The sequence below is a fragment of the Aliiroseovarius sp. M344 genome, from assembly GCF_025140835.1.
GTDB lineage: Bacteria > Pseudomonadota > Alphaproteobacteria > Rhodobacterales > Rhodobacteraceae > Aliiroseovarius.
Window position 1 is genome coordinate 763,765 of sequence record NZ_CP081153.1, and the last position, 23,921, is coordinate 787,685.

Genomic DNA, 23,921 nt, shown 5'->3' on the forward strand with positions numbered 1-23,921 from the left:
GCGTGCGGGGTTGTGACATCTGGTCCCAAGCCGGCTCGCTGAGACGTGATTGGCGGAATGGGCGTTGGCCCTGCACAATGCGGTTAGTCTGTTAAGGAGTGTCGTATGCGATCTTTCTGTGTTGGCTTTCTTTGTGTGGCCTCACCTGTCTTCGCCCATGAGGCGGTGATCGAAGGCGCGACAGCGACACCGTCTGGCGCTGGTTGGAGCATATCGGTAACGCTCGCCCATGACGAAACTGGGTGGGATGATTATGCCGACGGTTGGCGGGTCGAGAACCAAGCTGGCGATACGCTGGGAACGCGCGTCTTACAGCACCCCCACGCCAACGAGCAGCCGTTCACCCGCAGTTTGCCAAGTGTTGCACTGCCTGAGGGTGCTGAGGCGGTATGGATCCGGGCGCGAACCAGCGTGGATGGATGGGGCAAGGAGCGGTTTCGGCTGGATTTGCCTGTGCAGTAGCAACGACATCATTGGCGTTTACCTAATTGAAAAGGCCCGGACGTTTGTCCGGGCCTTTCACGTTGATCAGGTCAGTTTAGTGTGAATGACCTTTGTCCCATTCTTCCTGCTTGGGCAGGATTTCGAACGTATGCTCTGGCGGAGGAGTAGGCAGGGTCCATTCCAACGTATCCGCATATTCGTTCCAATAGTTGTTCTCGGTAATGCGTTTGCCTTTCATCAGCGTGTAGAACACGATGCCGATGAAGAACACGAACGACGCAAAGGACAGGAACGCGCCGTAAGAGCTGATCTTGTTCCAATACGCAAAGGCTTCCGGATAGTCGATATAACGACGCGGCATACCCTGACGGCCCAAGAAGTGTTGTGGGAAGAAGGTCAGGTTCACGCCGATGAAGAAGGTCCAGAAGTGGATCTTGCCCGCAAGCTCAGGATACTGGCGACCGGACATCTTTCCGATCCAGTAATAGACGCCTGCGAAGATACACATCACAGCCCCGATCGACATCACATAGTGGAAATGCGCCACAACATAGTAGGTGTCGTGATAGACGCGATCCACACCTGCTTGCGACAGGACCACACCAGTTACGCCGCCCACGGTAAACAGGAACAGGAAGCCCATTGCAAAAAGCATCGGCGTCTTGAACTCGATCGAGCCGCCCCACAGCGTCGCAATCCACGAGAAGATCTTAATCCCGGTCGGGACAGCAATGACCATGGTTGCCAGCATGAAATAGGACTGCTGTGTCAGCGACATGCCGACAGTGTACATATGGTGCGCCCATACGACGAAGCCGATGAAGCCAATGGCGATCAGCGCCCAGACCATCGGAACGTAGCCAAAAATGGGCTTACGCGCGAAGGTGCCGATCACGTGGCTGATCAGACCGAAGCCCGGCAGGATCACGATATACACTTCCGGGTGGCCAAAGAACCACAGGATGTGTTGATACAGGATCGGATCGCCACCCCCCGATGGGTCAAAGAAAGTCCCGCCGAAGTTACGGTCAATCAGCAGCATGGTGATTGCGCCAGCCAGAACGGGCAGCGACAAAAGGATCAGCCAGGCTGTGACAAAGATCGACCACGCGAACAACGGCACTTTGAACAAGGTCATGCCCGGGGCACGCATGTTCAGGAAGGTGGTGATGATGTTGATGGCACCAAGGATCGAAGAGGCACCGGATACGTGAACCGCGAAGATCGCGAGGTCCATCGAATACCCGCCTTCAGTCGTCGACAGCGGCGGGTAAAGCACCCAACCAACGCCTGACCCAAGCTGGTCGTTGCCACCCGGAGCCAGCAGCGACGCCACACCAAGCCCAACACCTGTGGCATAAAGCCAGAAGGACAGGTTGTTCATCCGAGGGAAGGACATGTCCGGCGCGCCGATTTGCAGCGGCATGAAATAGTTGCCAAACCCGCCAAACAGGGCAGGAATGACCACAAAGAACATCATCAGGACACCGTGATAGGTGATCATCACGTTCCAGAGGTGCCCGTTCGGCGTACATTCTGCCGACGCGTCGGCAATGAAGCGTGCGCCTTCCAGGCACATGTACTGAACACCGGGGTCCATCAGCTCCATGCGCATATACACAGTGAAACTGACCGATATGAAACCGGTCAAACCGGCCAGGAACAGGTAAAGGATCCCGATATCTTTGTGGTTGGTCGACATGAACCACCGGGTAAAGAACCCGCGCTCGTCGTGGTGGTCCTGGTCGTGAATGGCTGCGTCCGCCATGTATCCCTCCCTTTGGGGTTAACGTGACCAGAGCGGAGAGTCACTCCACCCGGCTTTTTAACGTGTGTAATATGCAGCGCGGGGTCGGGCAATGTCGCAATGGTCGCATGATGCAAAAAAATGCGCCCCGCGCGGCTTTTACCGGGCGGGGCGTGGGATTCTTGCGAAAAATCGGCCAACTGGCCGGTTGTTCTTAGTTGGTTGTGGTCGAATCGCTTTCGGTCGCTTCGCCTTCAGCGGCCTCGCCTTCGGCTGCTTCACCCTCGGCGGGCATCTCGGCTGAGAAGCTTGCCAGGAAGACCACGATATCTTCGGGCTTGCCCCATTTGAAGGTCATCTTCGACTTGGCAGCTGAATCGCCGGTCTGCTCTTTCAGGAACCCTTTAGGATCTTTGATGTATTCCATCAGAAGTTCCTCTGTCCAAACCAGACCAGCTTCACCTGCGGCAACGATAGAATCGCCGTATTTGAAGCCTTCAACGGTGCCGGCCGTGCGGCCAACAATGCCATAAAGGTTCGGGCCGGTCTTACCCCCTTTGAACAGCGCTTCACCGTCGGTATCAATGATACCGTGGCAGGATTTGCATTTTTTGAAGTCCTTTTCACCTTTGGCGACGTCGCCTTCGGCAAAAGCTGTGCCCGAAAGGGCAAGGATCATGGCGGCGGCAGAGAGAATGGTCTTCATGTTGGTCCTCTTGATAGATCGGTTCACGCGCTAAGCGTTATTGTCGCGCGGACCCTGCGATGAATACAACCCTATTGTAAGATGGCGTGCTGTCGCAGGGTGAATGAAGGCCTGCGCTGGCTATTTTTCGCCGACAGGGCCGAAGACCTCACCAAAACACTTACGCAGAGCATTGTCCACGTCATCCATCGTAACAGGCAGGCCAAGATCGACCAGACTTGTCACGCCGTGTTCGGAAATGCCGCACGGCACAATGCCCGAGAAATGCTCCAAATCCGGTTCGACATTGATCGAGATGCCGTGGAAGCTGACCCATTTCCGAAGCCGCACGCCGATGGCAGCGATCTTGTCTTCAGCAGACTGGCCCAAGGCGTTTAGCGGCTTGTCATTGCGCACGACCCAGACGCCAACGCGGCCGTCGCGCCGTTCGCCAGTGACGTTGAATTCAGCAAGGGTTCGGATGACCCAGTCTTCCATGGCGGCCACAAAGGCGCGCACATCGCGCCCGCGCCGTCCAACATCAAGCATCACATAGGCCACGCGCTGACCAGGGCCATGATATGTGTACTGCCCCCCGCGTTTCGACGAGTAGACCGGAAAACGGTCAGGTGCCACCAAGTCCTTTTCATCCGCAGACGTGCCAGCCGTATACAGCGGCGGATGCTCCAGCAACCAGATCATTTCGCCTGCCTCGCCGCGCGTCATAGCGTCGACATGGGCCTCCATTCGCGCCACTGCGGCTTCGTAGTCGACCAATGTGTCGGCGGTTTCCCACATGACTGGGGGCATATCAGACTGGGCTTTCATAAACTTCATTTGGCATTGCGCTGGCCCTTTGTCAAAAAGCATCCCGATTTATTTCTGGCGGGCGTTTTTTGGCTTCACATCCCCAAACCCCTTCGCTATGAAACGCGTCACCTAGCCTAGGCTCGCGGTCGTGGCGGAATTGGTAGACGCGCAGCGTTGAGGTCGCTGTGAGGTAACACTCGTGTGGGTTCGAGTCCCACCGACCGCACCACTTGTAGACCCATCCAAAAATGCCGAGATTTTGGTTCTTTCATCCTGCTTCAGGATCGCCGCGCTTTTTGTCGGCGGGGCTGGCTTAGCTTGTTGTTTCCAAAAGCCTCGGTCGCGTGGATTTGTTGCCAGCAAAGACTGCTGCCAACAGCGCCACGGCTGGATCAAGCTGTATTTGGTTATTGCCAGCCTCAGCTGCATTCTCCGCAAAGGCATTTGTTTGCGGAAGGGAAGATTTTCTTGATCCAGTTCCTGGCCGCGATAATCGCAAGATCATTCTTGCGCTTCTCGTAGAAAAGAAACCACAGTTCGCGGTTTACTATAAGGGGTGCATCAGCGCGTTTAATCAGATGAAGCTCTTCATATTGTTGCGCCAGGCAAGTGGGAAGTACACATGGCAGACCGGTTGAGATCGACGCTCGAGCTTGCGCGCGATAGGAATCCAATCTGACGACGGGATCGCTCTGAAAAAAATCTCGAGCCACCTTCATTTCAGGCAGGTAATCCAGTGAACCTGAAAACCCAATCCAGGCATTGCCTTTGTGGTGCTTGGGCGCAAACACTCCGACGTGGCAGTTTGCGACTTTAAACCGTGCTATGCCAGCTGTATCTGGGCGGGTCAGGCGAAGCGCGACATCGGCTTCTCCGCGTTCGACCGCCGTGGTTTGGTCGGTTGCGTCAATCACCAATTCGGCAAGCGGATTTTCCTTCCGCCATAGATGGAGGAACTGCGCTAGGAATTCACTGCCCACAAATGAAAGGGTGCTTATCTGTAACGAGCCAAAGAAATCTTTGTCTGTCTCAAGGTTCCTTATCATGAAGCCGAGGTTGGTCTGGGTTTTGCTTGCTATTTTGACGAGTTCTTTACCAACATCGGTCAGTTCCCTGCCATTGCCCTTTGGTACAAATATCGGGTGCTTCAGTTCCTGTGAGACCGCTTCAATATGCCGGGCGACCGTACTGGTCGTGATTCCAAGTTCCATGCTGGCAGCCCGGTAGGATCCGGTTTCTACGACTGCCAAAACTGTTTGCAGCTGGCTCCATGAATTGAATTTTCTCATATCAGGCATCATTGCATTTGAATCAAATTTTCCCAATCCCTTCCTACATTTTTTTGGATGAGTATTTTTTGACCGCCAACACGAACAACATTTTGATCACCTCAAGTCGCAGCACCGATCACTGGTGCGATGAGCAGCGGCCTTTATCTGCGACGTGCCGATCCACCTCCCAAATTGGCGTACCTGCGGTATTGTGAACCACATTTTTTCGACGGGGGGCTGCAGAAATATCAGTATTAGGTCAGAGGTTTAATGCGCTAATTAGGTTGGAATTTCGCGCCACTCACGGATACGAAATGAGGCAAAACATCGATTGCTGGACGCTGGGCCGCTTGGATTCTGGCAACAGGTGTTTTGCCGACCTAAACACATCCCTCTGATGCCCACGAAGATACCAGTTGCTCCTATTTCGCCCTTTGGTGTGGGTCGACCGTTCGGGCATCTGACCGGCGATCGAGACCAAGTGAGCTTTTCTTTCTTACGCGGCGAAGCTCCCGACTATATTCGCTTGATACGTCGAAACCGGAAAATTCTCTAAAGTCGTAGACCCAAAGCTGCGCCAATCGGCGAGGGCGCAAACGCTAACACCAATTGCAAAACAGTGGGTCTTTCAAGGGCGTATCAACCGTAGATAGTTCACAACAGATGCGAATCAGGCGGCTTAGAAAGCAGAAAACCGGCTTCTCACAGGCAGGTTTGCAAGATTTTTTCGTCCAAGAGACTCGTTAAACTCGTGCCCAAACTTCTTTTTCAATCACCTAGGGAATTGTGCCCACCATGAGTTGAAAGTTTGGCGAAAATGTGTCCAAGCAGTCTAAAATATTGCATAATGTAGAAGTGTCGGCGCTGCGGTTTTCAGCTTTCGACAGAAAAAAAGAAAATCTACTTTTTGTGGATTTGTGAGGAAGATTATGTACGTCAATTCATTGTTAGCCGCTGGCCTATTCGCCATATCTGTTACCGTATCGCATGCTGCCACTGTAACAGACGTCGGGACCGCCGCAGGAAGTACTGATTTTGTTAGCAGCGGCGGTGGCGCAATTGCGGACTCCCTCCATCCCGCCTATTTGCCAAATAGCTCAACATCTGCATGGGTTTGGGATGAAAACCCGACGCTAAGTAGCGTAACATTTACACACAGTTTTGACCTGACAGGGTTTGATTATACCACTGCTTCATTAAGTGGCCTTTGGGGCGCTGACAATATGGGCACGGCTTATCTTAACGGCACCGCGATTAGTTCGATCTCGTTCGGCCGCGATGCATTTTTGATGCTCACCGCATTTAGCGCTACGCAAGGGTTTTTTGCGGGCATAAACACGTTGTCGTTTACAGTGATCAATACAGGCGTTTGGAGCCACAGGAATCCTGCGGCATTCCGAGCAGAAGCTTTGGTTACAGCGGATCTGTCTCCATCTCCTGTTCCGATCCCAGCTAGTGGTTTTCTGCTGCTGGCTGGACTCGGCGCGATAGCGGGACTACGCCGTCGTAACAGGAAAGCTTGAAACCTGTTTCAATGCGCTGCCCGACCGAATTTCTGCCTCGAACTATAGGGCTTCAGGCCTCTGGGTTGGCCAGATTGCGTCCCGACTTAGACGCAGATCGAACGATGTCCGCTATACGGTGGTACTGAGGGGCCAGCGGGCTTGTGTCGCGCCACAGCATGCCAATGGTCCGCGTCGGTTGCGGGTCACTGAAGCGGGCGAGGGACACGTTGGCCGAGCGCGTTTCGACGGGAATGGCCATCTCGGGGACCAATGTCACACCCAGTCCGGCCCCCACAAGCTGAACGAGTGTTGATAGCGAGCTGCCGTCGAGCGTTTCACGCGGTTGGTTTGGCTGAACGCTACAGAAAGACAGCGCTTGATCGCGAAAGCAGTGGCCTTCTTCAAGCAAAAGCAGGCGCAATTCCTGCAGCATCTCGCGGTTTGGCACCGGCTTGTTACGATCCGCCTTTTGCCGCACGAGGACGAAGTTTTCTTCAAACAACGCAACCTCGGTCAGTCCGGGTTCAGAGATCGGCAGCGCCAGAATGGCCGTGTCGATCCGACCTTCATTCAACTCCTTGATAAGGTTGGAGGTCATGGTTTCCCGGACATGAATCTCAACGCCAGAGAAGCTCTGGGTAAGTTGCTCAACAATGGAGGGCAGAAGGTAGGGCGCAATGGTTGGAATCACGCCGATGCGAAGCTGCCCGACCCACTGGTCCTGCGCCGCGCGCACCAGATCACCCAACTCGTCGACCGCGCGCAGAATAGCCTGCGCCCGATTCAGAAACTCGCGCCCCAGTGTCGTCAGTCTGACTTGACGCGGCAAGCGTTCAAACAACGTGCTGCCGAGCGTTTCTTCAAGCTCTCGAATCTGGACAGACAGCGCAGGTTGCGAGATGGAGCAGGCATCGGCTGCGCGGCCAAAATGACCGTGTCTGGCCAGTGCGTCGAAATAACGAAGCTGTCTGATCGTAATGTTTATCATAACGAATAATTATCACCTGGATTGGCAAATGCAATTTCCACTTATCTAAATGACCCGCTACATTACTTATGAGATAACATTCAGATCTGAACTGCGAACCGCTATGGGAGTTATATGATGGACGGAAACAACGCGGGCAAATGCCCAGTCGCGCACGGCGCCACGAACATGGGCATGATCACCAATAAAGATTGGTGGCCGAACCAGCTCAACCTACGGATCCTTGCGCAAAACTCAGCGAAGTCCGACCCGATGGGGCAAGATTTCAGCTATGCCGAAGCGTTCAGTTCAATCGACTATGACGGTCTTAAAGCTGACCTCACGGCTCTGATGACAGACAGCCAGGAATGGTGGCCCGCAGATTATGGCCATTATGGCGGTTTGTTTATCCGGATGGCGTGGCACAGCGCGGGCACCTATCGCACCGCAGATGGTCGCGGCGGTGCCGGTACCGGGCAGCAACGGTTTGCGCCACTCAATTCCTGGCCCGATAACGGCAACCTCGATAAGGCACGCCGCCTTCTTTGGCCGATCAAACAGAAATACGGCAATGCGATCAGCTGGGCGGACCTGATGATCCTCGCCGGCAACGTCGCGATGGAATCGATGGGTTTCAAATCTTTCGGCTTCGCCGGTGGTCGCGCTGATGTGTGGGAACCAGAAGAAGACGTGTACTGGGGCTCGGAAACTGAATGGTTGGCCGATTCAAAGGCCGAAGGCAGCCGTTATTCCGGCGAGCGCGACCTTGAAAACCCGTTGGCCGCAGTGCAGATGGGCCTGATCTACGTCAACCCGGAAGGTCCGGATGGGCACCCCGATATCCTCGCCTCGGGCCGCGACGTGCGCGAAACTTTTGCCCGCATGGCTATGGATGACGCGGAAACCGTGGCCCTGACCGCGGGCGGTCACACATTCGGCAAAATGCACGGTAACGGCCCGGCCGATGCGGTCGGCCCGGAGCCAGAAGCCGCCCCGATAGAAGAAATGGGCCTTGGATGGAAATCTTCGCACGGGTCCGGCAAAGCGGGCGACGCGATCACATCGGGTCTTGAGGGCGCTTGGAAACCCAACCCGACAACGTGGGACATGGGCTATCTGAAGGTGCTGTTCAAATACGAGTGGGCGCTGGATAAAACACCTGCTGGCGCGAACATCTGGATCGCACAGGATGTCGAGCCTGAAGACATGGTTGTTGATGCTTTTGATAAGTCGAAAATGCATCCGCCAGCGATGACAACCGCAGACATGTCGATGCGCTATGATCCGATCTATGGCCCGATTGCGAAGCGGTATCTGGAAAACCCGGACGAGTTTGCCGATGCTTATGCCCGTGCGTGGTTCAAATTGACCCACCGCGATATGGGGCCAAAGTCACGCTATCTCGGCCCGGAAGTGCCTGCAGAAGATCTGCTGTGGCAGGACCCGATCCCGGCGTCTGAGACCGCTGCCGATCTGGACGTAGCTGCCCTGAAAAAAGCGTGCCTTAATAGCGGCCTATCGGTCAGTGATATGGTCAAAACCGCTTGGGCGTCTGCCTCAACCTTCCGGGGTTCGGACATGCGCGGTGGTGCCAACGGGGCGCATGTTCAGCTTGAGCCGATGAAGGGTTGGGCGGTCAACGAACCAGCCGAACTCGCTCGCGTTTTGGCGGTGCTGGACGGCATCAAATCGGCGTCAGTCCAACCTGTATCGATGGCCGACCTGATCGTGATCGCGGGAGCGGCGGGCATTGAGAAGGCCGCGAAGGATGCAGGTCACGACCTCGAGGTGCCGGTCACACTGGGTCGCGGTGACGCGACGCCGGATCTGGTTGAGGTCGAGAGCATGAACTATCTTGAGCCGCAGGCTGACGGGTTCCGCAATTGGCAAAGGACAGAGTTCACCATTTCACCAGAAGAACTGCTGGTCGACAAGGCACAGCTTTTGACCCTGACCGCGCCGGAAATGACGGTATTGGTTGGTGGCCTTAGGGTTCTGGGTGCGAACCATGGTGGTAGCAAGCATGGTGTTCTGACCGACCGTGCGGGTCAGCTTACCAACGATTTCTTCGTGAACCTGCTCGACATGGGCACCACGTGGGCGGACACGGGTGACGGCCATTTTGAAGGCAAAGACCGCAGCACCGGTAAAGCGACGTGGACTGCGACCCGTGTCGATCTGGTCTTTGGGTCCAACTCGCAACTGCGAGCGCTTTCGGAGGTCTATGGCCAGAAAGACGCGGGCGAGAAGTTCGTGGGCGACTTCGTTGCTGCTTGGAACAAGGTGATGAATGTGGATCGCTTCGACCTAGCATAAGACACAGGCCTAAGGGTCTCAAAACCGGCGGCGCTTCGAAACTAGGAGCGCCGCCGATATTTTACCAAGGATCACTCGCTAAGTTGTTTCGTTGTGGCGATTGGTAACGCGAAAACTAGATTTGACGCTCAACCGCGCTGGGCGACGTTGCCCCGATCTGAGCCATCGCATTGCTCATCTCCGAACTCAGAACTTCCCACATTCTTTGCAGCCCGGGTTCACCGGCGGCGGCGATAGCGAATTGCAGGACGCGCCCGATGAAGGTGAAGTCGGCCCCTAAGCTCAGCGCTTTTAGTACATCTTCGCCAGATCGAATGCCGCTGTCATAGAAGAGCGGGAAATCGGGCCCAAGCTTGGCACGGATTTTCGCCAGCATTTCAATTGGCGCGGGCGCGCTTTCCAATTGCCGCGCGCCATGGCTGGATACCTGAATGGCATCCACGCCTGCGCTCACCAACTGTTGTGCATCGTCGACATCCAGCACGCCCTTGACCACCAGTTTCCCCGGCCACGCGTCCCGTACACGAGACAGCGTTTCCCAAGTGACATTGGCCCGCGTTTCCGTGCGGTCGAATTCAAACCCGTCCATTTCGAAATTTGCCATCTGCGGCTTGCCACTGAACAGCGCGGGAAAGGACCACTGCGGGTGCAATGCGAAGTCGATGAATTGCCGTGGTCCGATGCGGAAGGGCATTGTGAACCCATGGCGAAGTTCGCGCGGTCGGCGGCCCACTTCGGGCACGTCGACGGTCAGAACAAGGGTCTTGTATCCTGCGGCCTTCGCCCGTTCCAGCAGCTTGAATGTGCCCACGCCGTCCCCGCTGAAGTAAAGTTGGAACCACGCATGGCCCTGGGCGGTTTCAATGATCTGTTCCAACGGCGTTGACGCAACAGTGGACACGCCATGGGGCACGCGATGACGCCCTGCCAGTCGGGCCAGCATCAGGTCTGCGCCCGGACGGGACAAGTTGCACATACCCATGGGCGCGATCCCGAAAGGGCGACCTGCCGAAGCACCGAAGATTTCGGTTGCCAGAGACCGCTGACTGACGTCTTTCAAGATACGCGGCCTGAGCGTGACCGCATCAAGGGCAGCCCGATTGCGCGCTGCCCCTGTTTCCCGACCGGCCGAGCCGTCGATATAGTCAAACACCATCCAAGGCAGCCTGCGCCGCGCCAATCGGCGGGCATCGTCCGCACAATGGATGGCGCTTGCGCCCATCAGCTTGCGACCGCTTTCATAAAGCGATCCCGGATGATGACCGGGTCCATCGTGATGACCGGCATCTTGGCGTTGCCACTGTCGCATTTGACCACCATGACGGTGGCTTTTCCGCCGTCGATGGCGTCTTGCAGCGCTTTGCCCGTGTCCACATCCTGAACCACAACGACATTGTCGCAGCCAGCGGCGCGTGCCATGCCCGCCAGATCGGTTTTCTTGCCGGTATATGTCGGTTGATCCCCGGTCGAGCCATAGGACCCGTTGTCGATGATCATCAGGATATAGTTGTTGGGCGCGTTGTTCCCAATCGTCGGCAATGTGCCGAGGTTGGTAAGAACCGAGCCGTCACCGTCGATTGCAATCACGGTTTTGGGCTGTGCCAAAGCAAGACCAAGACCGATCGAGGAGGCAAGCCCCATGGTCCCCAGCATGTAAAAGTTAGACGGTTGATCGTCGATGGCATGCAGTTCCTGACTGGGAATGCCGATGTTGCAGACGACCAGCTGGTCACGAAGGATGGGCGCGATCTCGCGCAGGATTTCAGAACGGATCATTGGTCGCCATAGCCTCCCCAGAAATTGGCGTCGGTCAGGATCGCCACAGGTTTGTTGCACATGAAAGTGTATTTCAGGATGTTGTCAAATTCCTCGACATCGCTTTGGCGATGGAAGTGGTAGGTTGGAATGTTCAACTGCGCCAGAAGCGCTTTGGTATGCACCGCCATTTCAACCTGACAGGCGACAGGCTCGCGCAGTTCGCCGCGATATGAAATCAGCATCGGCAAGGGCATCCGATAAAACTGCGTCAGCGTGGCCAGCGTGTTGATTGTCACGCCGATGGCTGTGTTTTGCATGATGATGGCGGGGCGCTTGCCGCCCATCCACGCGCCTGCACACAGCCCCATGCCCTCATCTTCCTTGTTGGAAGGGATGTGGAAAATTTCCTCGCGCCGGTCGACTTCTTCGATCACGCCAGCCAGCTGCTTGCAGGGCACGGTGGTGATGAACGAGACGTCATTGGCGACTAGATCGTCCGCGATCTTCTTGTCGATGTTCATGATCGTTTGGCCTTTATGGTTGATGTCATTTGTTAACTAGGTGCTGCGATAGACGTGCACGGCGCACGGGGCATGGCGCACGACACGTGCCGCCGTTGTTCCCAGCAGATAGTCACTGAGCCCCGGTTTATGTGATCCGATCACAACGCACCCGATGCCATTTTCAGCAGAGAAGTCGATGATAGTACGATAGGTATGACCGGCCACGATTTCCGCCTGAATGCCCGGTATTCCTGCTGTCTTTTCCGCCAGCAACGCACGGGCGGCATCGAAACCTTCGCGTACAACTTCTTTGTCAAGATAAGCCCCTACTGATCCGTGGGGGGTTTCGTAAACATGAAGGGCAATAATCTGCCCGCCGGGATTGCACAGCGCCTTTGCCACACCAAGGGTTGAAGCTGACAACCCGTGATCAAGCGCCATCGGAACCAGAACTTTATCATACATGGTTGACGTCCTTCCTTACGATGCAAACTAGGACCATGGGTCCAGAACAATTTTAGGAGCGGCGACAGTGCCAGCGCGAAGGTCTCGAAAAGCCTGCGCACCATCTGATAACGCACGCGTTTCGATCCAGTCCAGCGCGCCAAGCCGACCATCAAAGATCGCATGTGCGGTGTCGCGAAAATCCTGTGCGGTATAGGTGTATGTGCCGATAAAGGTGATTTCCTGAAGCGTCATGCGGCGGATATCCAGCCCGCCAGAGTTCTCGCCCAGTCCCACATGAGCAATCACGCCGCCCGGTGCCGCAATCTCGGATGCTATGGCCCGGGTTGCGGCATAGCCAACGGCATCAATCACGATGGTAGCTGGATGTGAGGCCTTGTCGGTAACCGATTGGTCGCACCGATCTGCCAGAAAGCGACGGCGTTTCTCGTTCGGTTCAACGATGGTTACGTCCTCAACCCCCATCGCGCGCAAGGCCAGAGCGGCGGCCAGACCGATGGCTCCTCCACCCAGAACCAGCGCAGAGCGGTCCATTTTGTGATGCATTGCGTCAAGCGCAAGGCGGACGGCATGCCAACTGACGGCCAGCGGTTCGGCAAGAGCGGCTTTGCCAAGGGGCACCTCGTCGGGAACCGTAACTAGATTGCTGTCAGGCATCGTGACAAATTGTGCGAACGCACCTTCGCGCGGCGGCATCGAGATGATCTGTCGGTCGGCGCACAGATTTTCGCGCCCTATGCTGCAAGCCGCACAAGTACCGCAAGTCACAAGAGGATTGATTGTTACCCGCCGACCAACCTCAGAACCGCCCTCAATGACACCGGCCGCTTCGTGCCCGAGGATAAGCGGGGCAGGTCGACGATCGTCGTGGCCCAGATAAGCATGCATGTCAGACCCACATATGCCCGACGCCATGATGCGGATCAGGTGTTCGCCCTTCTTCGCTTCAGCCTTAGCGACATCGCGATATCCAAGCGTTTCAACACCGTCATAAACCAGAGCTTTCATTTCGCCGTGAACCCTCCGTCAACCATCAAAACTTGCCCAGTTACATAGGCAGACGCCTGCGAACACAAAAACAATAACGGCCCATCCATATCCTCAAGGTGCCCGTTGCGCCCGATGCAGGTTTGCGCAGCATTTCGGTCTGTAAGTGCCGCATCATCGAAGACAGCTTGTGTCAGTTCGGTTGGGAAGAAGCCCGGACCAATAGCGTTTGCAGTGATGCCGAAAGGTGACCAGGCCTCGGCCATGGCGCGGGTCAACTGCCCGACACCCGCCTTGCTGGCACCATAAGCGATGCCGCCCGGAAAGGCGCGGGTGGTTTGCAGTGAGGCGAAGTTTACGATGCGGCCCCAGCCTTTGTCTTTCATAGCCGGCACAAGGGCTTGGCTCAGGAAAAACGGGGTGCTGAGGTTCAGGGCCAGTGTCTGATCCCATCCTTCAGCCGTAACCTCATCCGCAGGTTGGCGTGTGTTCACTCCTGCTGCATGGATAAGGATGTCCGGCGATCCAAATGGCTCGCAGATTGCATCAGATAGAGCGCCAAGGTTTGCCCGATCGGCGACGTCCGCCGCGACATGTGCGGCATTCGCCCCGATTTCGGCAGAAAGGCTCTGCAACGGGTCCGCGCGGCGCGCCACGGACACGACCCGCGCCCCTGCCGACGACAATGCAATAGCTGCCCGCCGCCCGAGACCCGAACTGGCCCCGGTGATGCAAGCAACCTTGCCTGTCAGATCAAACAGGGATCGAGGATCAGCCATTTGCTGTCAGGTCAAAGATTTCATCGGGGAAATACTTCGCCAGACGCACGTCCGCCGCGCGGGCATGGCCTTCCATACCTTCCAGTCGCGAAATACGGGCCGTTGCTTCGGCCACAGCTTTCGACCCTTCGCGGGTGGCGCGCTGCCACGTCACGATCTTCATGTATTTGTGCACCGACAGGCCGCCGGTATAGCTTGCTGCGCGCGACGTCGGCAGCACGTGGTTGGTGCCGGTGGCCTTGTCGCCATAGGAGACGGTGGTTTCTTCGCCTAGGAACAGTGACCCGTAACATGTGAGGTTTTCCAGCCACCAGTCCAGATCTTCCGCCTGAACGGTCAGATGCTCGGGCGCATATTCGTCGGAACATGCCGCCATTTCCTCACGATCAGAACAGACCATGACCTCGGCATAATCGCGCCACGCGGCAAAGGCGTTTTCGCGGTTCACGTCTGGCAAGTCTGCAATCAGTTTTGGTACGCGGGCCATAACGTCTTCGGCCAACGCGCGGTCGTCAGTGACCAGCCAGACCGGCGAGTTATACCCGTGCTCGGCTTGGCTGACCAAATCGGTGGCCACGATATGTGCATCGGCCGTCTTGTCGGCCAGGATCAGGCTGTCGGTTGGCCCCGCGATCATGTCGATCCCGACGCGACCAAACAGGATGCGTTTGGCTTCGGCCACAAACTGGTTGCCCGGACCGACAAGGATGTTTGCCTTGGGCAGTCCAAACAGACCAAAGGTCATGGCCGCGACACCCTGCACACCGCCCATTGCCATGATTTTGTCCGCGCCGCAGATATGAGCGGCATAGACGATAGCGGGCGCGACGCCCACGTCAGGGCGGGGTGGGGAACAGGCGGTGATGTGTTTGCATCCGGCAACCTTGGCCGTGGTTACGGTCATGATCGCGCTGGCGATATGGCTATAACGCCCACCGGGCACATAACAACCCGCCGCATCAACAGGGATTGCCTTTTGGCCTGTCACGAAACCTGGTGTGATCTCGGTTTCCACATTGCTGACCGTGCTTTTTTGCAGTTCGGCAAAGCGGCGCACATTGTCGTGGGAAAACCGGATATCTGCTTTCAGTTTCTCCGGCACCAAAGCACAGGCAGCTTCGATCTCTGCCGGGCTCAGTAGAACACTGCCCTCATACTTGTCGAACTTGGCTGCGTATTCCATCGCCTTGGCATCACCACCGGCTTCAATATCATTCAGGATACCTTTCACGATCTCATGGGTTTCGGATGCGTCTGACTTCGAAGTTAAAGAAGCCTTTTTCAGGTATTCACGAGTCATAACTGTAAGGTCCTATTTATAGATATCTGGAAGAAAAGTGGTCGAGATTGCCGGGATATAGGCGATCAGAAGCACAACGATCAGCATGGTCAGAACGAACGGTACGGCACGGGCTGCGATCTTAAGGATCGATTCCCCAGTGATGCCAGAGACGACGAACAGGTTCAGACCCAAAGGCGGTGTAATGAACCCTACGCCCAGAGCAGTGATCATCATGATACAGAACTGGATTTCGTTCATACCGATATTATCGGCGAGTGGCTTCAGGATCGGCGCGAGGATCACGATGTTTGGCGTGGTCTCCATCACACAACCCGCCGCGATCAGGATGCCGATCATCAGCAAGATCAGAACATAAGGATCGTCGGTCATACCTGTGACGGCGGTCACAAACCCTTGGGGCACACCCATAATGGCCAGCGCTTCAGCAAGCGGGGCAGAGAAGGCGATGATCGGCAGGATCACACCGTTTACCTTGGCAGAACTGACCAGCATCGCGGGGAAGTCTGAAAAGCTCAACGTACGCAGAAAGAAGCCCATGATGATGGTCACGACAACTGCCGTTGCACCTGCTTCGGTGGGGGTCAGACGCCCCGAGAAGATGCCGTAGAAAATAATGCCGGGCACGATGAAAGCATACCAGCCGGATTTCAGCGATTTGCCCAGATTGACGGACCATTCGCTGACGCTCATGTTGCCACCGGTTTCGTAGCTGTAAAGCCGGTTCATGATGATGTTTGTCACCAGTATCGACACCAGAATGGCGATACCGGGAATGAGCGCGGCCAGAAACAGCGTCGAGGCAGATATTCCCAGCACAAGGCCGATAATGATATACGCGATCGACGGCGGGATCAGGATGCCAGTACACGCACCAGCCGCCACAAGCGCACAAGCATAGGGGCGCGGATAGCCGCTTTCCACCAAACGCCCGATGGTCATCCGACCAACGGCAGCAGCACCCGCTGCGTCCGAGCCGGAAATCGCGGCAAACATACCACAGACCAACACGGTGGCTGAACCAAACCCGCCTTTGGTCCAGCAGGTCAGCGCCTCGGCCACATCAAGGAACTTTCGACTAAGCCCGGTGCGCACCAGCACGTCGCCGGTCAGGATGAAAAGGGGAACAGCGGTCAACGCAAAAGCGTCGATGCCGGTGAACAGGCTTTCGCCCACGGCGGACAGGGGCAGGTCGCCCGACATGACCAACATGGTGATCGCGGCCGCACCAATGGCGGCCCAGACGGGCACGGCCAGTGCGATTAGACCCACGAACATCAGGACGGGAAGGTAAAAATCCCAGCCTAGCTCAACTGTTTGACCAACTTGTTGCCACAGCATTTGTGATCTCCTCAATCAAACAGTTTATCGCCTTCGAAGACGGGGGTGCCGTCACGAAGCGAGTGGAAATCGCGCCACAAGGATTGCAGCAAGCGCCAGACAATCAGGGCGAACCCAGCGGGCACGGCCATCAGGAACCAGACCATCGAGATGCGAAGCCCATGGCTGACCGAACCGAATTTGGCCGAGACGTGAACGGTCTCGTATGACCAATACAAGGCAATCACAGCGACAATGAGCATCACAAGATCGCCGAAGATATAGATCAGCGCCTTAACGCGCGGCCCGACGTAATGCATCAGAACATCAATGCGGATATGCGCCCGCTCTTTCACCGCGGCGGCGGCACCGATCCAAGCCAGGTAAATGAAAGAATAGCGAACGATCTCTTCGCCCCAGATCGAGGAATAGGCAAAAAGTTCGCGCCGGATGACCTCGATCGCCATGGTGATAACAAGCATCACATAGAAGGTAAGCAGCAACCAGCGTTCCGCATTCTGATCTATCTGTCTGAGAAGTTTCATAACGGGATCCTTCAGCCAAAGCTGTGACCATTAAAGGTGTCGCATCGCCATGCGCGGGGGTTCAAAAAAGTGGGTGCCCCGCGAAGGAGGCACCCCAGGAGAACTAGGCGTCGTGCACGTAGTATTTGCCTTGAGTGCCCGCGGCCTCTTCCATCTTGGCAAAGTCGTCCATGGACCCGGCAAGCTCGACTTTGAACTCGTCCCACTCAGCGCGCTGGAAGCCGCCTGCTTCTTTCCATTCGCCAAGCTGATCTTCACTGAGTGAATGAAACTCGACGCCGGCTTTTGCAAGCTCGGCCATGGCGTAGCTGCGTGCCGACGGAACTTTCGACAGGTTCTGGTGCGCGGTCATTTCTGCCCCCCACATCACGCCTTCCTGCACGTCAGCAGGCAGCGAGTTGAACCACTCCAGATTACACGAATACACTTGGCTATCTGGCACAGCCTGCGTGAAGGTCACGTGGCTGAGGATATCCTTGAACCCGAAGACGTAAAGCGCGCCGACCGATGGGTCCAAAGCGTCTGCGACGCCTTGTTTGATGGCCGACGGTGTTTCACCCCATGCCACCGGCGTTGGGTTTGCACCCACCATGCGGTAATACTGCTGCAGCATTTTCGAACCCGGCACGCGGAACTTCACGCCTGCCATATCGCTCGGGGTCATAACCGCATTGCCGCCCTTGCGCACCGCAACGACGCGCGGGTCGATGTTTACATAGAACAGGGCTTTGAAGCCGTTTTCTTCAACTTTGGGCTCAACCGCTGTTTTCCAGAAATCTGAATTCACCAGATTGGTGAAGCGTTGGTTCGAACCGCAAAGGTAGGGCATGTTGATCAGGTCAACAGTCGATGCAAACGGCGCAAAGTTCGACAGCGAATGCTGTGCCGCTTGAATGGTGCCGCCTTGAACTTTTTGGACCAATGCACCACCTGCGCCAAGCTGTCCGCCCGGTGCCAGTTTTACATATACTTTGCCGTTGGTCGCGTTCTGAATGTTCTCTTTCAGGTCCAGCTGCATGATCGGATAGCTGCGGGACGCGCCCAGCACATAGGCTGTCGCCACGGTCATCACATGTTCTGCGGCTGCCTCACGCTCTTGCTCTTCTTTGGCGGTTTGCGCGACCGCTTCGGTTGACCAAAGCATCCCGCCAGCGCCGACCACCATTGCGGCCGTGAAGCCGCCGCTCGCGCTGAGCTTCAGAAAGTTACGTCGTTCAGCTGACTTCAGCCCGTCTTTTACTTTTCTCATGTTATCCTCCCTAGGATTCATCAGCTGCCTTGGTTCTTTGATTTTTGGTCAGCTTCTTTTTTAAGAATTGCGACGACAAACAGGATCGAGGCCGCAAACAGAACCAGCATTTCCCCAATGTCGCCAAGAAAAGCGCTGCCGGCGAAGGCCCCGAGGGCAACATTCGCGAAGAAAACAGCAAAGACGACGACAGAGGCTACAAGAAACATTTTTCGCTCCGTAGTGAATCGGTTCACCCTCATTTGTAAGCGCTTACATTTTAAATGCAAGCGTTTACATTACCCGGATGGCAAGTGCCTGCCGATGTGTTAAGAAGAGCTGAAACAATGGGCAGATGTGGTGATGGGAAAAACTCGTTCAGTACCGACACTTAACGATGTGGCAGCTATGGCTGGCGTGTCGACTGCCACGGTGTCGCGCTGCCTGAATTCCCCTGACCAAGTGGTGGAGCGAACGCGCATTCGCGTCATGGCCGCGGTAGAATCCCTGGGCTACACACCCAATTTCGCCGCGCGTGTGATGGCCGCAAAGCGGTCATTTACAATCGGTGCGATCATTCCAACCATGGACAACGCGATCTTTGCGCGTGGTCTGCAAGCCTTTCAGGACGAACTGCGCCAAAACGGCTATACGCTTCTTGTGTCCAGCTCGGCCTACAAACCAGAAATTGAGAAAGAACAAATCCGCGCCTTGGTGGCGCGGGGTGCAGATGGTTTGTTGTTGATTGGCCATGAACGCGAAGACCAGATCTATGAATACCTCGAGCGGCATCAGGTTCCGGCTCTGGTCGCCTGGTCTTACCTGTCCGATGCCCGGCAGCCCTCTGTGGGGTTCAGCAACCGGAACGCCATGTTCGACCTGACGCAAAATGTCATCGATGCAGGGCACAAACGGATCGCGATGATCTCGGGAATGACTGTGGGAAATGATCGTGCGCAAAGACGTGTAAAAGGTGTTCGCGATGCGCTGCTCGCCAATGGTATCGAACCAGACGGTATGAGGTTGATTGAAACCAACTATGGCATTGATAGTGGCGCGTATGCGTTTCGCGAACTCATGTCCCACACGCCGAGGCCGACAGCAGTTTTGTGTGGTAATGACGTTTTGGCCGTGGGCGCGCTGCGCGAAGCGCGACTTATGGGGCTTTCGGTTCCAGATCAGATTTCGATCACCGGTTTTGACGATATTGAGCTGGCAGAGATTGCCAGCCCTGGATTGACGACAGTTCATGTGCCCCACCGCGAAATGGGGCGCAGAGCTGCGCAAGAACTGATTGCGATGGTGGAGGGTCGGTCAAAAGGGGCTTCGACCTGCATCAATACACATGTTGTTTCGCGCCAATCGCTGGCAAAACCCCCAAAGGATGACAGCCCAGAGACGTAGCCATACCGGTCCAGCGCTTTGACGGCACGCTGTCCGCAACCTGGCCGCTTGCGAGCGGCTCTTAAGCAGAGCTATGGTCGCCCAATGATAGACATTGCAGACCGAGCCTTCCTGACAGACCTCTTCGACACGGCCATCTTGGCCGCTGATGCGCGGGCGGTCCTGAAAGACAACCTGCCTGACAAACCCAAGGGCCGGACCGTTGTGGTTGGAGCAGGCAAAGGGGCCGCGCAACTGGCAGCGGCGTTCGAAGAGGTGTGGGGCGACCACGTCGAAGGGGTTGTGGTTACTCGATATGGTTATGGCGCGACCTGCAAACACATACGCATTTTAGAAGCCGCCCACCCGGTGCCGGATGCGGCGGGGCTGGAAGCCTCTCGCGCTCTGACCGAAGCGGTCGCCGGGCTCAGCGAAGATGATCTGGTCGTTGCATTGATCACCGGAGGCGGGTCAGCATTGTTGCCTGCCCCGCCCGATGGATTGACTCTGGCGGACGAGCAGAAGTTGAACGAAGCGCTTCTGGCGTCCGGGGCGCCGATATCGGTGATGAATGCGATCCGCAAGCACGCGTCAACGATAAAGGGCGGGCGTTTGGCGGTGGCGGCCCATCCCGCAAAAGTCATCACGTTGATTGTATCGGATGTGCCCGGCGACGCGCCGTCACAAGTCGCGTCGGGTCCGACCGTGCCGGATGATGCGGATCAGGAGCACGCACTGTCCGCGATAGCCGCTTGGAAAATAAACCTGCCCGCGAACATTCTTGAGCACATCCGCGCATATCCAGCTCCATCGCCGACGGATCCAGTATTCGCGGGCAACCAGGTTGAGGTGATCGCCTCAGCGCGGCTTAGCCTTGAAGCGGCTGCCGCGCGGTCCGAAGCGCAGGGCGTACCGGCGATCATTCTGTCTGACGCAATTGAAGGCGAGGCGCGCGATGTGGCCCGGATGCATGGGGCAATAACGCGAGAGGTTCTGACGCGGGACCGACCGTTCCGCGCTCCCTGTCTCCTGTTGTCTGGCGGCGAGACCACAGTCACGCTTAAGGGCGGGGGGCGCGGCGGGCGGAATACGGAGTTCCTGTTGTCGCTGGCCTTCACGTGCGACGGCTTATCAGGGTTTACGGCGATGGCAGCTGATACGGATGGAATTGACGGATCGGAAGACAACGCCGGTGCTTTTGTTGATGGCCAGTCCGCGCACAGGCTGCGGATGCTCGGTCGTGATCCAATGGCGCTTTTATCGAACAATGACGCATGGGTTGCTTTCGATGCGCTGGGTGATCTGTTTTCACCGGGCCCGACAGGGACCAATGTGAATGACTTTAGGGCCATCTTGATCAGATAGGCCAAGACGCGCACGGGGCGCCAAGACAGCGCCCCGAACCTTGTCGTCAGGCAGCCAGCTTTTCGATATGGGCGTCGGCGACGGCAATACCGTCGGCACCAGTGGCCGAGATGAATTCGACATCCGAAAGTCCCATGAAATTCAGGATGAACGTCAGATAGGGTGAGATAAAGTCGTGCGCCGCGCCGATGGGCGTTCCGCCAGACGCGGTCACGACGATGACGCGTTTGTCGGTCAAAAGACCTTCAGGAGTGCCGTCCTCGCGATACCGAAAGGTGACACCCGAGCGCACAAGCTGATCAATCCAGGCTTTCAGCGACGACGGGATCGAGAAGTTGTAAGTCGCGGCTGAGATCACGATAAGGTCTGCGGCCTGAACTTCGGCAACAATCTGATCGGACAAGGCCAGTGCTGCAGTGTCATCAGCACTGCGGGCGTCAACCGGCGTGAAGGTCGCCTTGGTCCATGCCGCGTCCAGATGGGGAATGCCGTCTGCCAAATCCCGACCGGTCACCGAGGCTCCCGCGTATTTGGCAATCACTTTATCTGCCAGCGCGCGCGAGATTGAACCTTCGGTCCGGGCGGAACTGTCGATGCGAAGGATATGTGTCATTTGGTGCTCCATTGCTGTGTTGCACCAGATATGCGGAGTTGCAAAAACAAACGCAATCTGCGTTCCTTAACAGTATCTGTTGGAAAATGCACAGAAGGTCCAGATGAACCATTGGGACGAAATTCGAACGGCCTATCACGTCGCACGTGCTGGTACCGTCAGCGGCGCGGCGGATGGGTTGGGCATTCATCATGCCACCGTCATTCGTCACATAGATGCGCTTGAGGCCCGTCTTGGCGTGAAGCTGTTCCAGCGCCACGCACGAGGATACACGCCTACAGAAGCCGGGGCTGATCTAGCGCGGATTGCGCAGGTGACGGAGGATCAGTTTTCGCAGCTTGAAGGCCGCCTAAAGGGGCAGGGCGAGGATGTGACCGGTGATCTCGTGATCACCGCGCTGCCCGGGTTTTCCGCGCGGCTTGCCCCCGTCTTGACCGCGTTTCAGGCGCGCCATCCCAGTTTGCGGGTCCAGCTTTTGACAGGCCCAAGGCTGTTCAAACTGGAATACGGCGAGGCGCATGTGGCCATACGCGCTGGCAATGCCCCGCAAGAACCTGACAATGTTGTTCAACCTTATCTGGATGTGACTGTCGGGCTGTATGCCGCGCCAAGCTATGTCGAAAGGCACGGTATGCCGACAGCAGATACGTTGGAAAACCACCGCTTCATCGGGTCAAGTGAAAGGGATTCGCGCGCGCCGTTCATGCAATGGTTGGCGCAGGCCGTTCCTGCCGAAAATATCCTGTTCCGGGTTTCGGATGATATTTCAATGCGGGAAGCCCTGATCGCCGGGGCCGGATTGGGTTTTTCGATGCGCGGGTCACTTCCAGAGATGATCGAGGTCATGCCGCCACAGCCAGAATGGGTTTCGCACCTTTGGCTGGTCACACATGTCGATCTTCATCGATCGACCAAAGTGCAAGCGGTTCTGTCGCACCTGAAAGCCGCAGCGCAAGAATGGGTGAGGTCTGATCCGAGCGTGTCGCTGCCGTGATCCGGCGCGGCTAGTCGCGCAGCTCTGTCTCAAGAAACCGTTCGAAGGCATCGAGGTTCACCGGCTCGAACTGCCCAAACCCCTGCATCCAGACAGAGGCGTCGCGCAGCGCATTGGGTTCCAGCTTGCACCATTTAACACGACCGCGCTTTTCCTGACTGATCAAGCCAGCCCGCGACAGGATAGTCAGGTGTTTCGAAATAGCGGCCAATGACATCTCGAACGGTTCTGCGACGTCGGTCACCGCCATGTCATCTTCCAGAAGCATGGTTAGAATGGTGCGTCGTGTCGGATCAGACAAAGCGGCAAAGGCAAGGTCAAGGCGGGTTTCCATGTCTATGGGTTAGGTCTGAGCGCTCCAATCGTCAACCAAATGGTTAAATGTACGGTTTCAGCACCAAATACGGCTTGCGATGGGTTGCGGCGATATTGGGAAATCATGCGGTCTAGGAAAATCGCTTTAAAACAACTAGTTACGCCAGAAAATGTTGGCGCTAAACGCCGTTGACTCATTGCCCCTGACGCCTTAGCAAATGCAGCAACTGTTATTGGAGGCATATTTTTGTCGAACCCCCCTGATCCCGAGCGGCTGAAACAGCTCGAGACGCGCCTGAAAGCGGCAAAGGGCGAGGTCGACGAGGAAGCCACCGGAGACGCGGCCTACAATCAGGCATCTTTCGCCTGGCAGATGGTCATAGAGCTTACCGTCGGTCTGCTGATCGGCTTCGGCATCGGATACGGACTGGATGCGCTGTTTGGCACCAAACCGATTTTCATGGTGCTGTTCATATTGCTGGGCTTTGCGGCGGGGATGAAAGTCATGCTGTCGACGGCAGCCCAGATGCAGAAGAAAGCGGAGGACGCGCAAAATGCGCAGACTTCCGAAGAAGAAGAGGGAAAATAACGTGGCTGAACAAAGCGAAAAACAGGGCCCAA

At 56.4% G+C, this 23,921-nt stretch carries 25 protein-coding genes and 1 tRNA gene; 8 read left to right on the forward strand and 18 right to left on the reverse strand.

Annotation, left to right across the window (positions count from 1 at the left end; translation table 11 throughout):
* Positions 1-105: 105 nt before the first annotated feature.
* A complete protein-coding gene (locus K3556_RS03715) occupies positions 106-462 on the forward strand; it encodes a hypothetical protein (protein WP_260518389.1) in 357 nt (118 codons plus the stop codon).
* Between the two features lie 76 nt (positions 463-538).
* Here the strand turns inward: K3556_RS03715 and K3556_RS03720 are convergent, their stop codons facing one another.
* The 3 genes from K3556_RS03720 to lipB all read right to left on the reverse strand — a co-directional run bounded on the left by K3556_RS03720 (position 539) and on the right by lipB (position 3,704).
* Positions 539-2,212 (reverse strand): cytochrome c oxidase subunit 1, encoded by a 1,674-nt coding sequence (locus tag K3556_RS03720; RefSeq protein WP_260518390.1) that lies wholly within the window; start codon positions 2,210-2,212, stop codon positions 539-541.
* A gap of 193 nt (positions 2,213-2,405) precedes the next feature.
* A complete protein-coding gene (locus tag K3556_RS03725; RefSeq protein ID WP_260518391.1) occupies positions 2,406-2,897 on the reverse strand; it encodes a c-type cytochrome in 492 nt (163 codons plus the stop codon).
* A gap of 120 nt (positions 2,898-3,017) precedes the next feature.
* The gene (gene lipB / locus K3556_RS03730) at positions 3,018-3,704 is read right to left on the reverse strand and encodes a lipoyl(octanoyl) transferase LipB (RefSeq protein WP_260518392.1); all 687 of its coding nucleotides are present in this window, start codon (positions 3,702-3,704) and stop codon (positions 3,018-3,020) included.
* A 124-nt stretch (positions 3,705-3,828) separates the two neighbouring features.
* On the opposite strand from lipB, the gene K3556_RS03735 reads away from it, so the two are divergent.
* Positions 3,829-3,915 (forward strand) — tRNA-Leu (locus K3556_RS03735).
* A 190-nt stretch (positions 3,916-4,105) separates the two neighbouring features.
* Here K3556_RS03735 and K3556_RS03740 read toward each other — a convergent pair.
* Entirely contained in the window at positions 4,106-4,975 is an 870-nt protein-coding gene (locus K3556_RS03740) for a LysR family transcriptional regulator (protein WP_260518393.1), read from the reverse strand.
* Positions 4,976-5,886: 911 nt separating this feature from the next.
* On the opposite strand from K3556_RS03740, the gene K3556_RS03745 reads away from it, so the two are divergent.
* Entirely contained in the window at positions 5,887-6,480 is a 594-nt protein-coding gene (locus tag K3556_RS03745; protein WP_260518394.1) for a VPLPA-CTERM sorting domain-containing protein, read from the forward strand.
* A 52-nt stretch (positions 6,481-6,532) separates the two neighbouring features.
* Here K3556_RS03745 and K3556_RS03750 read toward each other — a convergent pair whose 3' ends face one another.
* Positions 6,533-7,450, reverse strand: a complete 918-nt coding sequence (locus K3556_RS03750; protein WP_260518395.1) for a LysR substrate-binding domain-containing protein — start codon at positions 7,448-7,450, stop codon at positions 6,533-6,535.
* A 117-nt stretch (positions 7,451-7,567) separates the two neighbouring features.
* Here K3556_RS03750 and katG point away from each other — a divergent pair, with 117 nt between their 5' ends.
* Positions 7,568-9,745 (forward strand): catalase/peroxidase HPI, encoded by a 2,178-nt coding sequence (katG, locus tag K3556_RS03755; RefSeq protein ID WP_260518396.1) that lies wholly within the window; start codon positions 7,568-7,570, stop codon positions 9,743-9,745.
* A gap of 115 nt (positions 9,746-9,860) precedes the next feature.
* Here the strand turns inward: katG and K3556_RS03760 are convergent, their stop codons facing one another.
* The 11 genes from K3556_RS03760 to K3556_RS03810 form a co-directional block, all read right to left on the reverse strand.
* Positions 9,861-10,967 (reverse strand): alpha-hydroxy acid oxidase, encoded by a 1,107-nt coding sequence (locus K3556_RS03760; protein ID WP_260519165.1) that lies wholly within the window; start codon positions 10,965-10,967, stop codon positions 9,861-9,863.
* A complete protein-coding gene (gene comE, locus K3556_RS03765; protein ID WP_260518397.1) occupies positions 10,967-11,521 on the reverse strand; it encodes a sulfopyruvate decarboxylase subunit beta in 555 nt (184 codons plus the stop codon). The genes K3556_RS03760 and comE overlap by 1 nt, the downstream gene beginning before the upstream one ends.
* Positions 11,518-12,024 carry a sulfopyruvate decarboxylase subunit alpha gene (locus K3556_RS03770; RefSeq protein WP_260518398.1) on the reverse strand — a complete coding sequence of 169 codons (507 nt, stop codon included), beginning with the start codon at positions 12,022-12,024 and terminating at the stop codon, positions 11,518-11,520. Before K3556_RS03770 ends, comE begins: the two co-directional genes overlap by 4 nt.
* Before the next feature lie 36 nt (positions 12,025-12,060).
* Positions 12,061-12,471, reverse strand: a complete 411-nt coding sequence (locus K3556_RS03775; protein WP_260518399.1) for a universal stress protein — start codon at positions 12,469-12,471, stop codon at positions 12,061-12,063.
* A gap of 27 nt (positions 12,472-12,498) precedes the next feature.
* Entirely contained in the window at positions 12,499-13,479 is a 981-nt protein-coding gene (locus K3556_RS03780) for an alcohol dehydrogenase catalytic domain-containing protein (RefSeq protein WP_260518400.1), read from the reverse strand.
* Positions 13,476-14,237 (reverse strand): SDR family NAD(P)-dependent oxidoreductase, encoded by a 762-nt coding sequence (locus K3556_RS03785; protein WP_260518401.1) that lies wholly within the window; start codon positions 14,235-14,237, stop codon positions 13,476-13,478. Before K3556_RS03785 ends, K3556_RS03780 begins: the two co-directional genes overlap by 4 nt.
* On the reverse strand, positions 14,230-15,537 hold the full coding sequence (gene hisD, locus K3556_RS03790) for a histidinol dehydrogenase (RefSeq protein ID WP_260518402.1): 1,308 nt from the start codon (positions 15,535-15,537) through the stop codon (positions 14,230-14,232). The genes K3556_RS03785 and hisD overlap by 8 nt, the downstream gene beginning before the upstream one ends.
* Before the next feature lie 12 nt (positions 15,538-15,549).
* Positions 15,550-16,878 (reverse strand): TRAP transporter large permease, encoded by a 1,329-nt coding sequence (locus K3556_RS03795; RefSeq protein ID WP_260518403.1) that lies wholly within the window; start codon positions 16,876-16,878, stop codon positions 15,550-15,552.
* An 11-nt stretch (positions 16,879-16,889) separates the two neighbouring features.
* Positions 16,890-17,402 carry a TRAP transporter small permease gene (locus K3556_RS03800; RefSeq protein ID WP_260518404.1) on the reverse strand — a complete coding sequence of 171 codons (513 nt, stop codon included), beginning with the start codon at positions 17,400-17,402 and terminating at the stop codon, positions 16,890-16,892.
* A 103-nt stretch (positions 17,403-17,505) separates the two neighbouring features.
* Positions 17,506-18,651 (reverse strand): TRAP transporter substrate-binding protein, encoded by a 1,146-nt coding sequence (locus K3556_RS03805; protein ID WP_260518405.1) that lies wholly within the window; start codon positions 18,649-18,651, stop codon positions 17,506-17,508.
* 20 nt (positions 18,652-18,671) lie between these two features.
* Positions 18,672-18,860, reverse strand: a complete 189-nt coding sequence (locus K3556_RS03810) for a hypothetical protein (protein WP_260518406.1) — start codon at positions 18,858-18,860, stop codon at positions 18,672-18,674.
* A gap of 133 nt (positions 18,861-18,993) precedes the next feature.
* Between K3556_RS03810 and K3556_RS03815 the strand changes: the two genes are divergently transcribed.
* Together K3556_RS03815 and K3556_RS03820 are read left to right on the forward strand one after the other, a co-directional pair.
* Entirely contained in the window at positions 18,994-20,034 is a 1,041-nt protein-coding gene (locus K3556_RS03815; protein WP_260518407.1) for a LacI family DNA-binding transcriptional regulator, read from the forward strand.
* Between the two features lie 84 nt (positions 20,035-20,118).
* Positions 20,119-21,378 (forward strand): glycerate kinase, encoded by a 1,260-nt coding sequence (locus K3556_RS03820; protein ID WP_260518408.1) that lies wholly within the window; start codon positions 20,119-20,121, stop codon positions 21,376-21,378.
* A 46-nt stretch (positions 21,379-21,424) separates the two neighbouring features.
* On the opposite strand, the gene K3556_RS03825 is transcribed toward K3556_RS03820, so the two are convergent.
* Positions 21,425-21,991, reverse strand: a complete 567-nt coding sequence (locus tag K3556_RS03825) for an FMN-dependent NADH-azoreductase (protein ID WP_260518409.1) — start codon at positions 21,989-21,991, stop codon at positions 21,425-21,427.
* A gap of 103 nt (positions 21,992-22,094) precedes the next feature.
* Between K3556_RS03825 and K3556_RS03830 the strand changes: the two genes are divergently transcribed.
* Positions 22,095-22,985, forward strand: a complete 891-nt coding sequence (locus K3556_RS03830) for a LysR family transcriptional regulator (RefSeq protein ID WP_260518410.1) — start codon at positions 22,095-22,097, stop codon at positions 22,983-22,985.
* 10 nt (positions 22,986-22,995) lie between these two features.
* Here K3556_RS03830 and K3556_RS03835 read toward each other — a convergent pair whose 3' ends face one another.
* Positions 22,996-23,319 (reverse strand): metalloregulator ArsR/SmtB family transcription factor, encoded by a 324-nt coding sequence (locus K3556_RS03835; protein ID WP_260518411.1) that lies wholly within the window; start codon positions 23,317-23,319, stop codon positions 22,996-22,998.
* Positions 23,320-23,547: 228 nt separating this feature from the next.
* On the opposite strand from K3556_RS03835, the gene K3556_RS03840 reads away from it, so the two are divergent.
* Positions 23,548-23,889: an AtpZ/AtpI family protein gene (locus K3556_RS03840; RefSeq protein WP_260518412.1), complete on the forward strand. Its 342-nt coding sequence runs from the start codon at positions 23,548-23,550 to the stop codon at positions 23,887-23,889.
* Positions 23,890-23,921 lie beyond the last annotated feature (32 nt).

What these genes read in the sequence shown, in the direction of transcription:
- K3556_RS03715 (WP_260518389.1), top strand. Translation starts at nt 106, where the DNA reads ATGCGATCTTTCTGTGTTGGCTTTCTTTGTGTGGCCTCACCTGTCTTC.
- K3556_RS03720 (WP_260518390.1), bottom strand. Translation starts at nt 2,212, where the DNA reads ATGGCGGACGCAGCCATTCACGACCAGGACCACCACGACGAGCGCGGG.
- K3556_RS03725 (WP_260518391.1), bottom strand. Translation starts at nt 2,897, where the DNA reads ATGAAGACCATTCTCTCTGCCGCCGCCATGATCCTTGCCCTTTCGGGC.
- lipB (WP_260518392.1), bottom strand. Translation starts at nt 3,704, where the DNA reads ATGAAAGCCCAGTCTGATATGCCCCCAGTCATGTGGGAAACCGCCGAC.
- K3556_RS03740 (WP_260518393.1), bottom strand. Translation starts at nt 4,975, where the DNA reads ATGAGAAAATTCAATTCATGGAGCCAGCTGCAAACAGTTTTGGCAGTC.
- K3556_RS03745 (WP_260518394.1), top strand. Translation starts at nt 5,887, where the DNA reads ATGTACGTCAATTCATTGTTAGCCGCTGGCCTATTCGCCATATCTGTT.
- K3556_RS03750 (WP_260518395.1), bottom strand. Translation starts at nt 7,450, where the DNA reads ATGATAAACATTACGATCAGACAGCTTCGTTATTTCGACGCACTGGCC.
- katG (WP_260518396.1), top strand. Translation starts at nt 7,568, where the DNA reads ATGGACGGAAACAACGCGGGCAAATGCCCAGTCGCGCACGGCGCCACG.
- K3556_RS03760 (WP_260519165.1), bottom strand. Translation starts at nt 10,967, where the DNA reads ATGGGCGCAAGCGCCATCCATTGTGCGGACGATGCCCGCCGATTGGCG.
- comE (WP_260518397.1), bottom strand. Translation starts at nt 11,521, where the DNA reads ATGATCCGTTCTGAAATCCTGCGCGAGATCGCGCCCATCCTTCGTGAC.
- K3556_RS03770 (WP_260518398.1), bottom strand. Translation starts at nt 12,024, where the DNA reads ATGAACATCGACAAGAAGATCGCGGACGATCTAGTCGCCAATGACGTC.
- K3556_RS03775 (WP_260518399.1), bottom strand. Translation starts at nt 12,471, where the DNA reads ATGTATGATAAAGTTCTGGTTCCGATGGCGCTTGATCACGGGTTGTCA.
- K3556_RS03780 (WP_260518400.1), bottom strand. Translation starts at nt 13,479, where the DNA reads ATGAAAGCTCTGGTTTATGACGGTGTTGAAACGCTTGGATATCGCGAT.
- K3556_RS03785 (WP_260518401.1), bottom strand. Translation starts at nt 14,237, where the DNA reads ATGGCTGATCCTCGATCCCTGTTTGATCTGACAGGCAAGGTTGCTTGC.
- hisD (WP_260518402.1), bottom strand. Translation starts at nt 15,537, where the DNA reads ATGACTCGTGAATACCTGAAAAAGGCTTCTTTAACTTCGAAGTCAGAC.
- K3556_RS03795 (WP_260518403.1), bottom strand. Translation starts at nt 16,878, where the DNA reads ATGCTGTGGCAACAAGTTGGTCAAACAGTTGAGCTAGGCTGGGATTTT.
- K3556_RS03800 (WP_260518404.1), bottom strand. Translation starts at nt 17,402, where the DNA reads ATGAAACTTCTCAGACAGATAGATCAGAATGCGGAACGCTGGTTGCTG.
- K3556_RS03805 (WP_260518405.1), bottom strand. Translation starts at nt 18,651, where the DNA reads ATGAGAAAAGTAAAAGACGGGCTGAAGTCAGCTGAACGACGTAACTTT.
- K3556_RS03810 (WP_260518406.1), bottom strand. Translation starts at nt 18,860, where the DNA reads ATGTTTCTTGTAGCCTCTGTCGTCGTCTTTGCTGTTTTCTTCGCGAAT.
- K3556_RS03815 (WP_260518407.1), top strand. Translation starts at nt 18,994, where the DNA reads ATGGGAAAAACTCGTTCAGTACCGACACTTAACGATGTGGCAGCTATG.
- K3556_RS03820 (WP_260518408.1), top strand. Translation starts at nt 20,119, where the DNA reads ATGATAGACATTGCAGACCGAGCCTTCCTGACAGACCTCTTCGACACG.
- K3556_RS03825 (WP_260518409.1), bottom strand. Translation starts at nt 21,991, where the DNA reads ATGACACATATCCTTCGCATCGACAGTTCCGCCCGGACCGAAGGTTCA.
- K3556_RS03830 (WP_260518410.1), top strand. Translation starts at nt 22,095, where the DNA reads ATGAACCATTGGGACGAAATTCGAACGGCCTATCACGTCGCACGTGCT.
- K3556_RS03835 (WP_260518411.1), bottom strand. Translation starts at nt 23,319, where the DNA reads ATGGAAACCCGCCTTGACCTTGCCTTTGCCGCTTTGTCTGATCCGACA.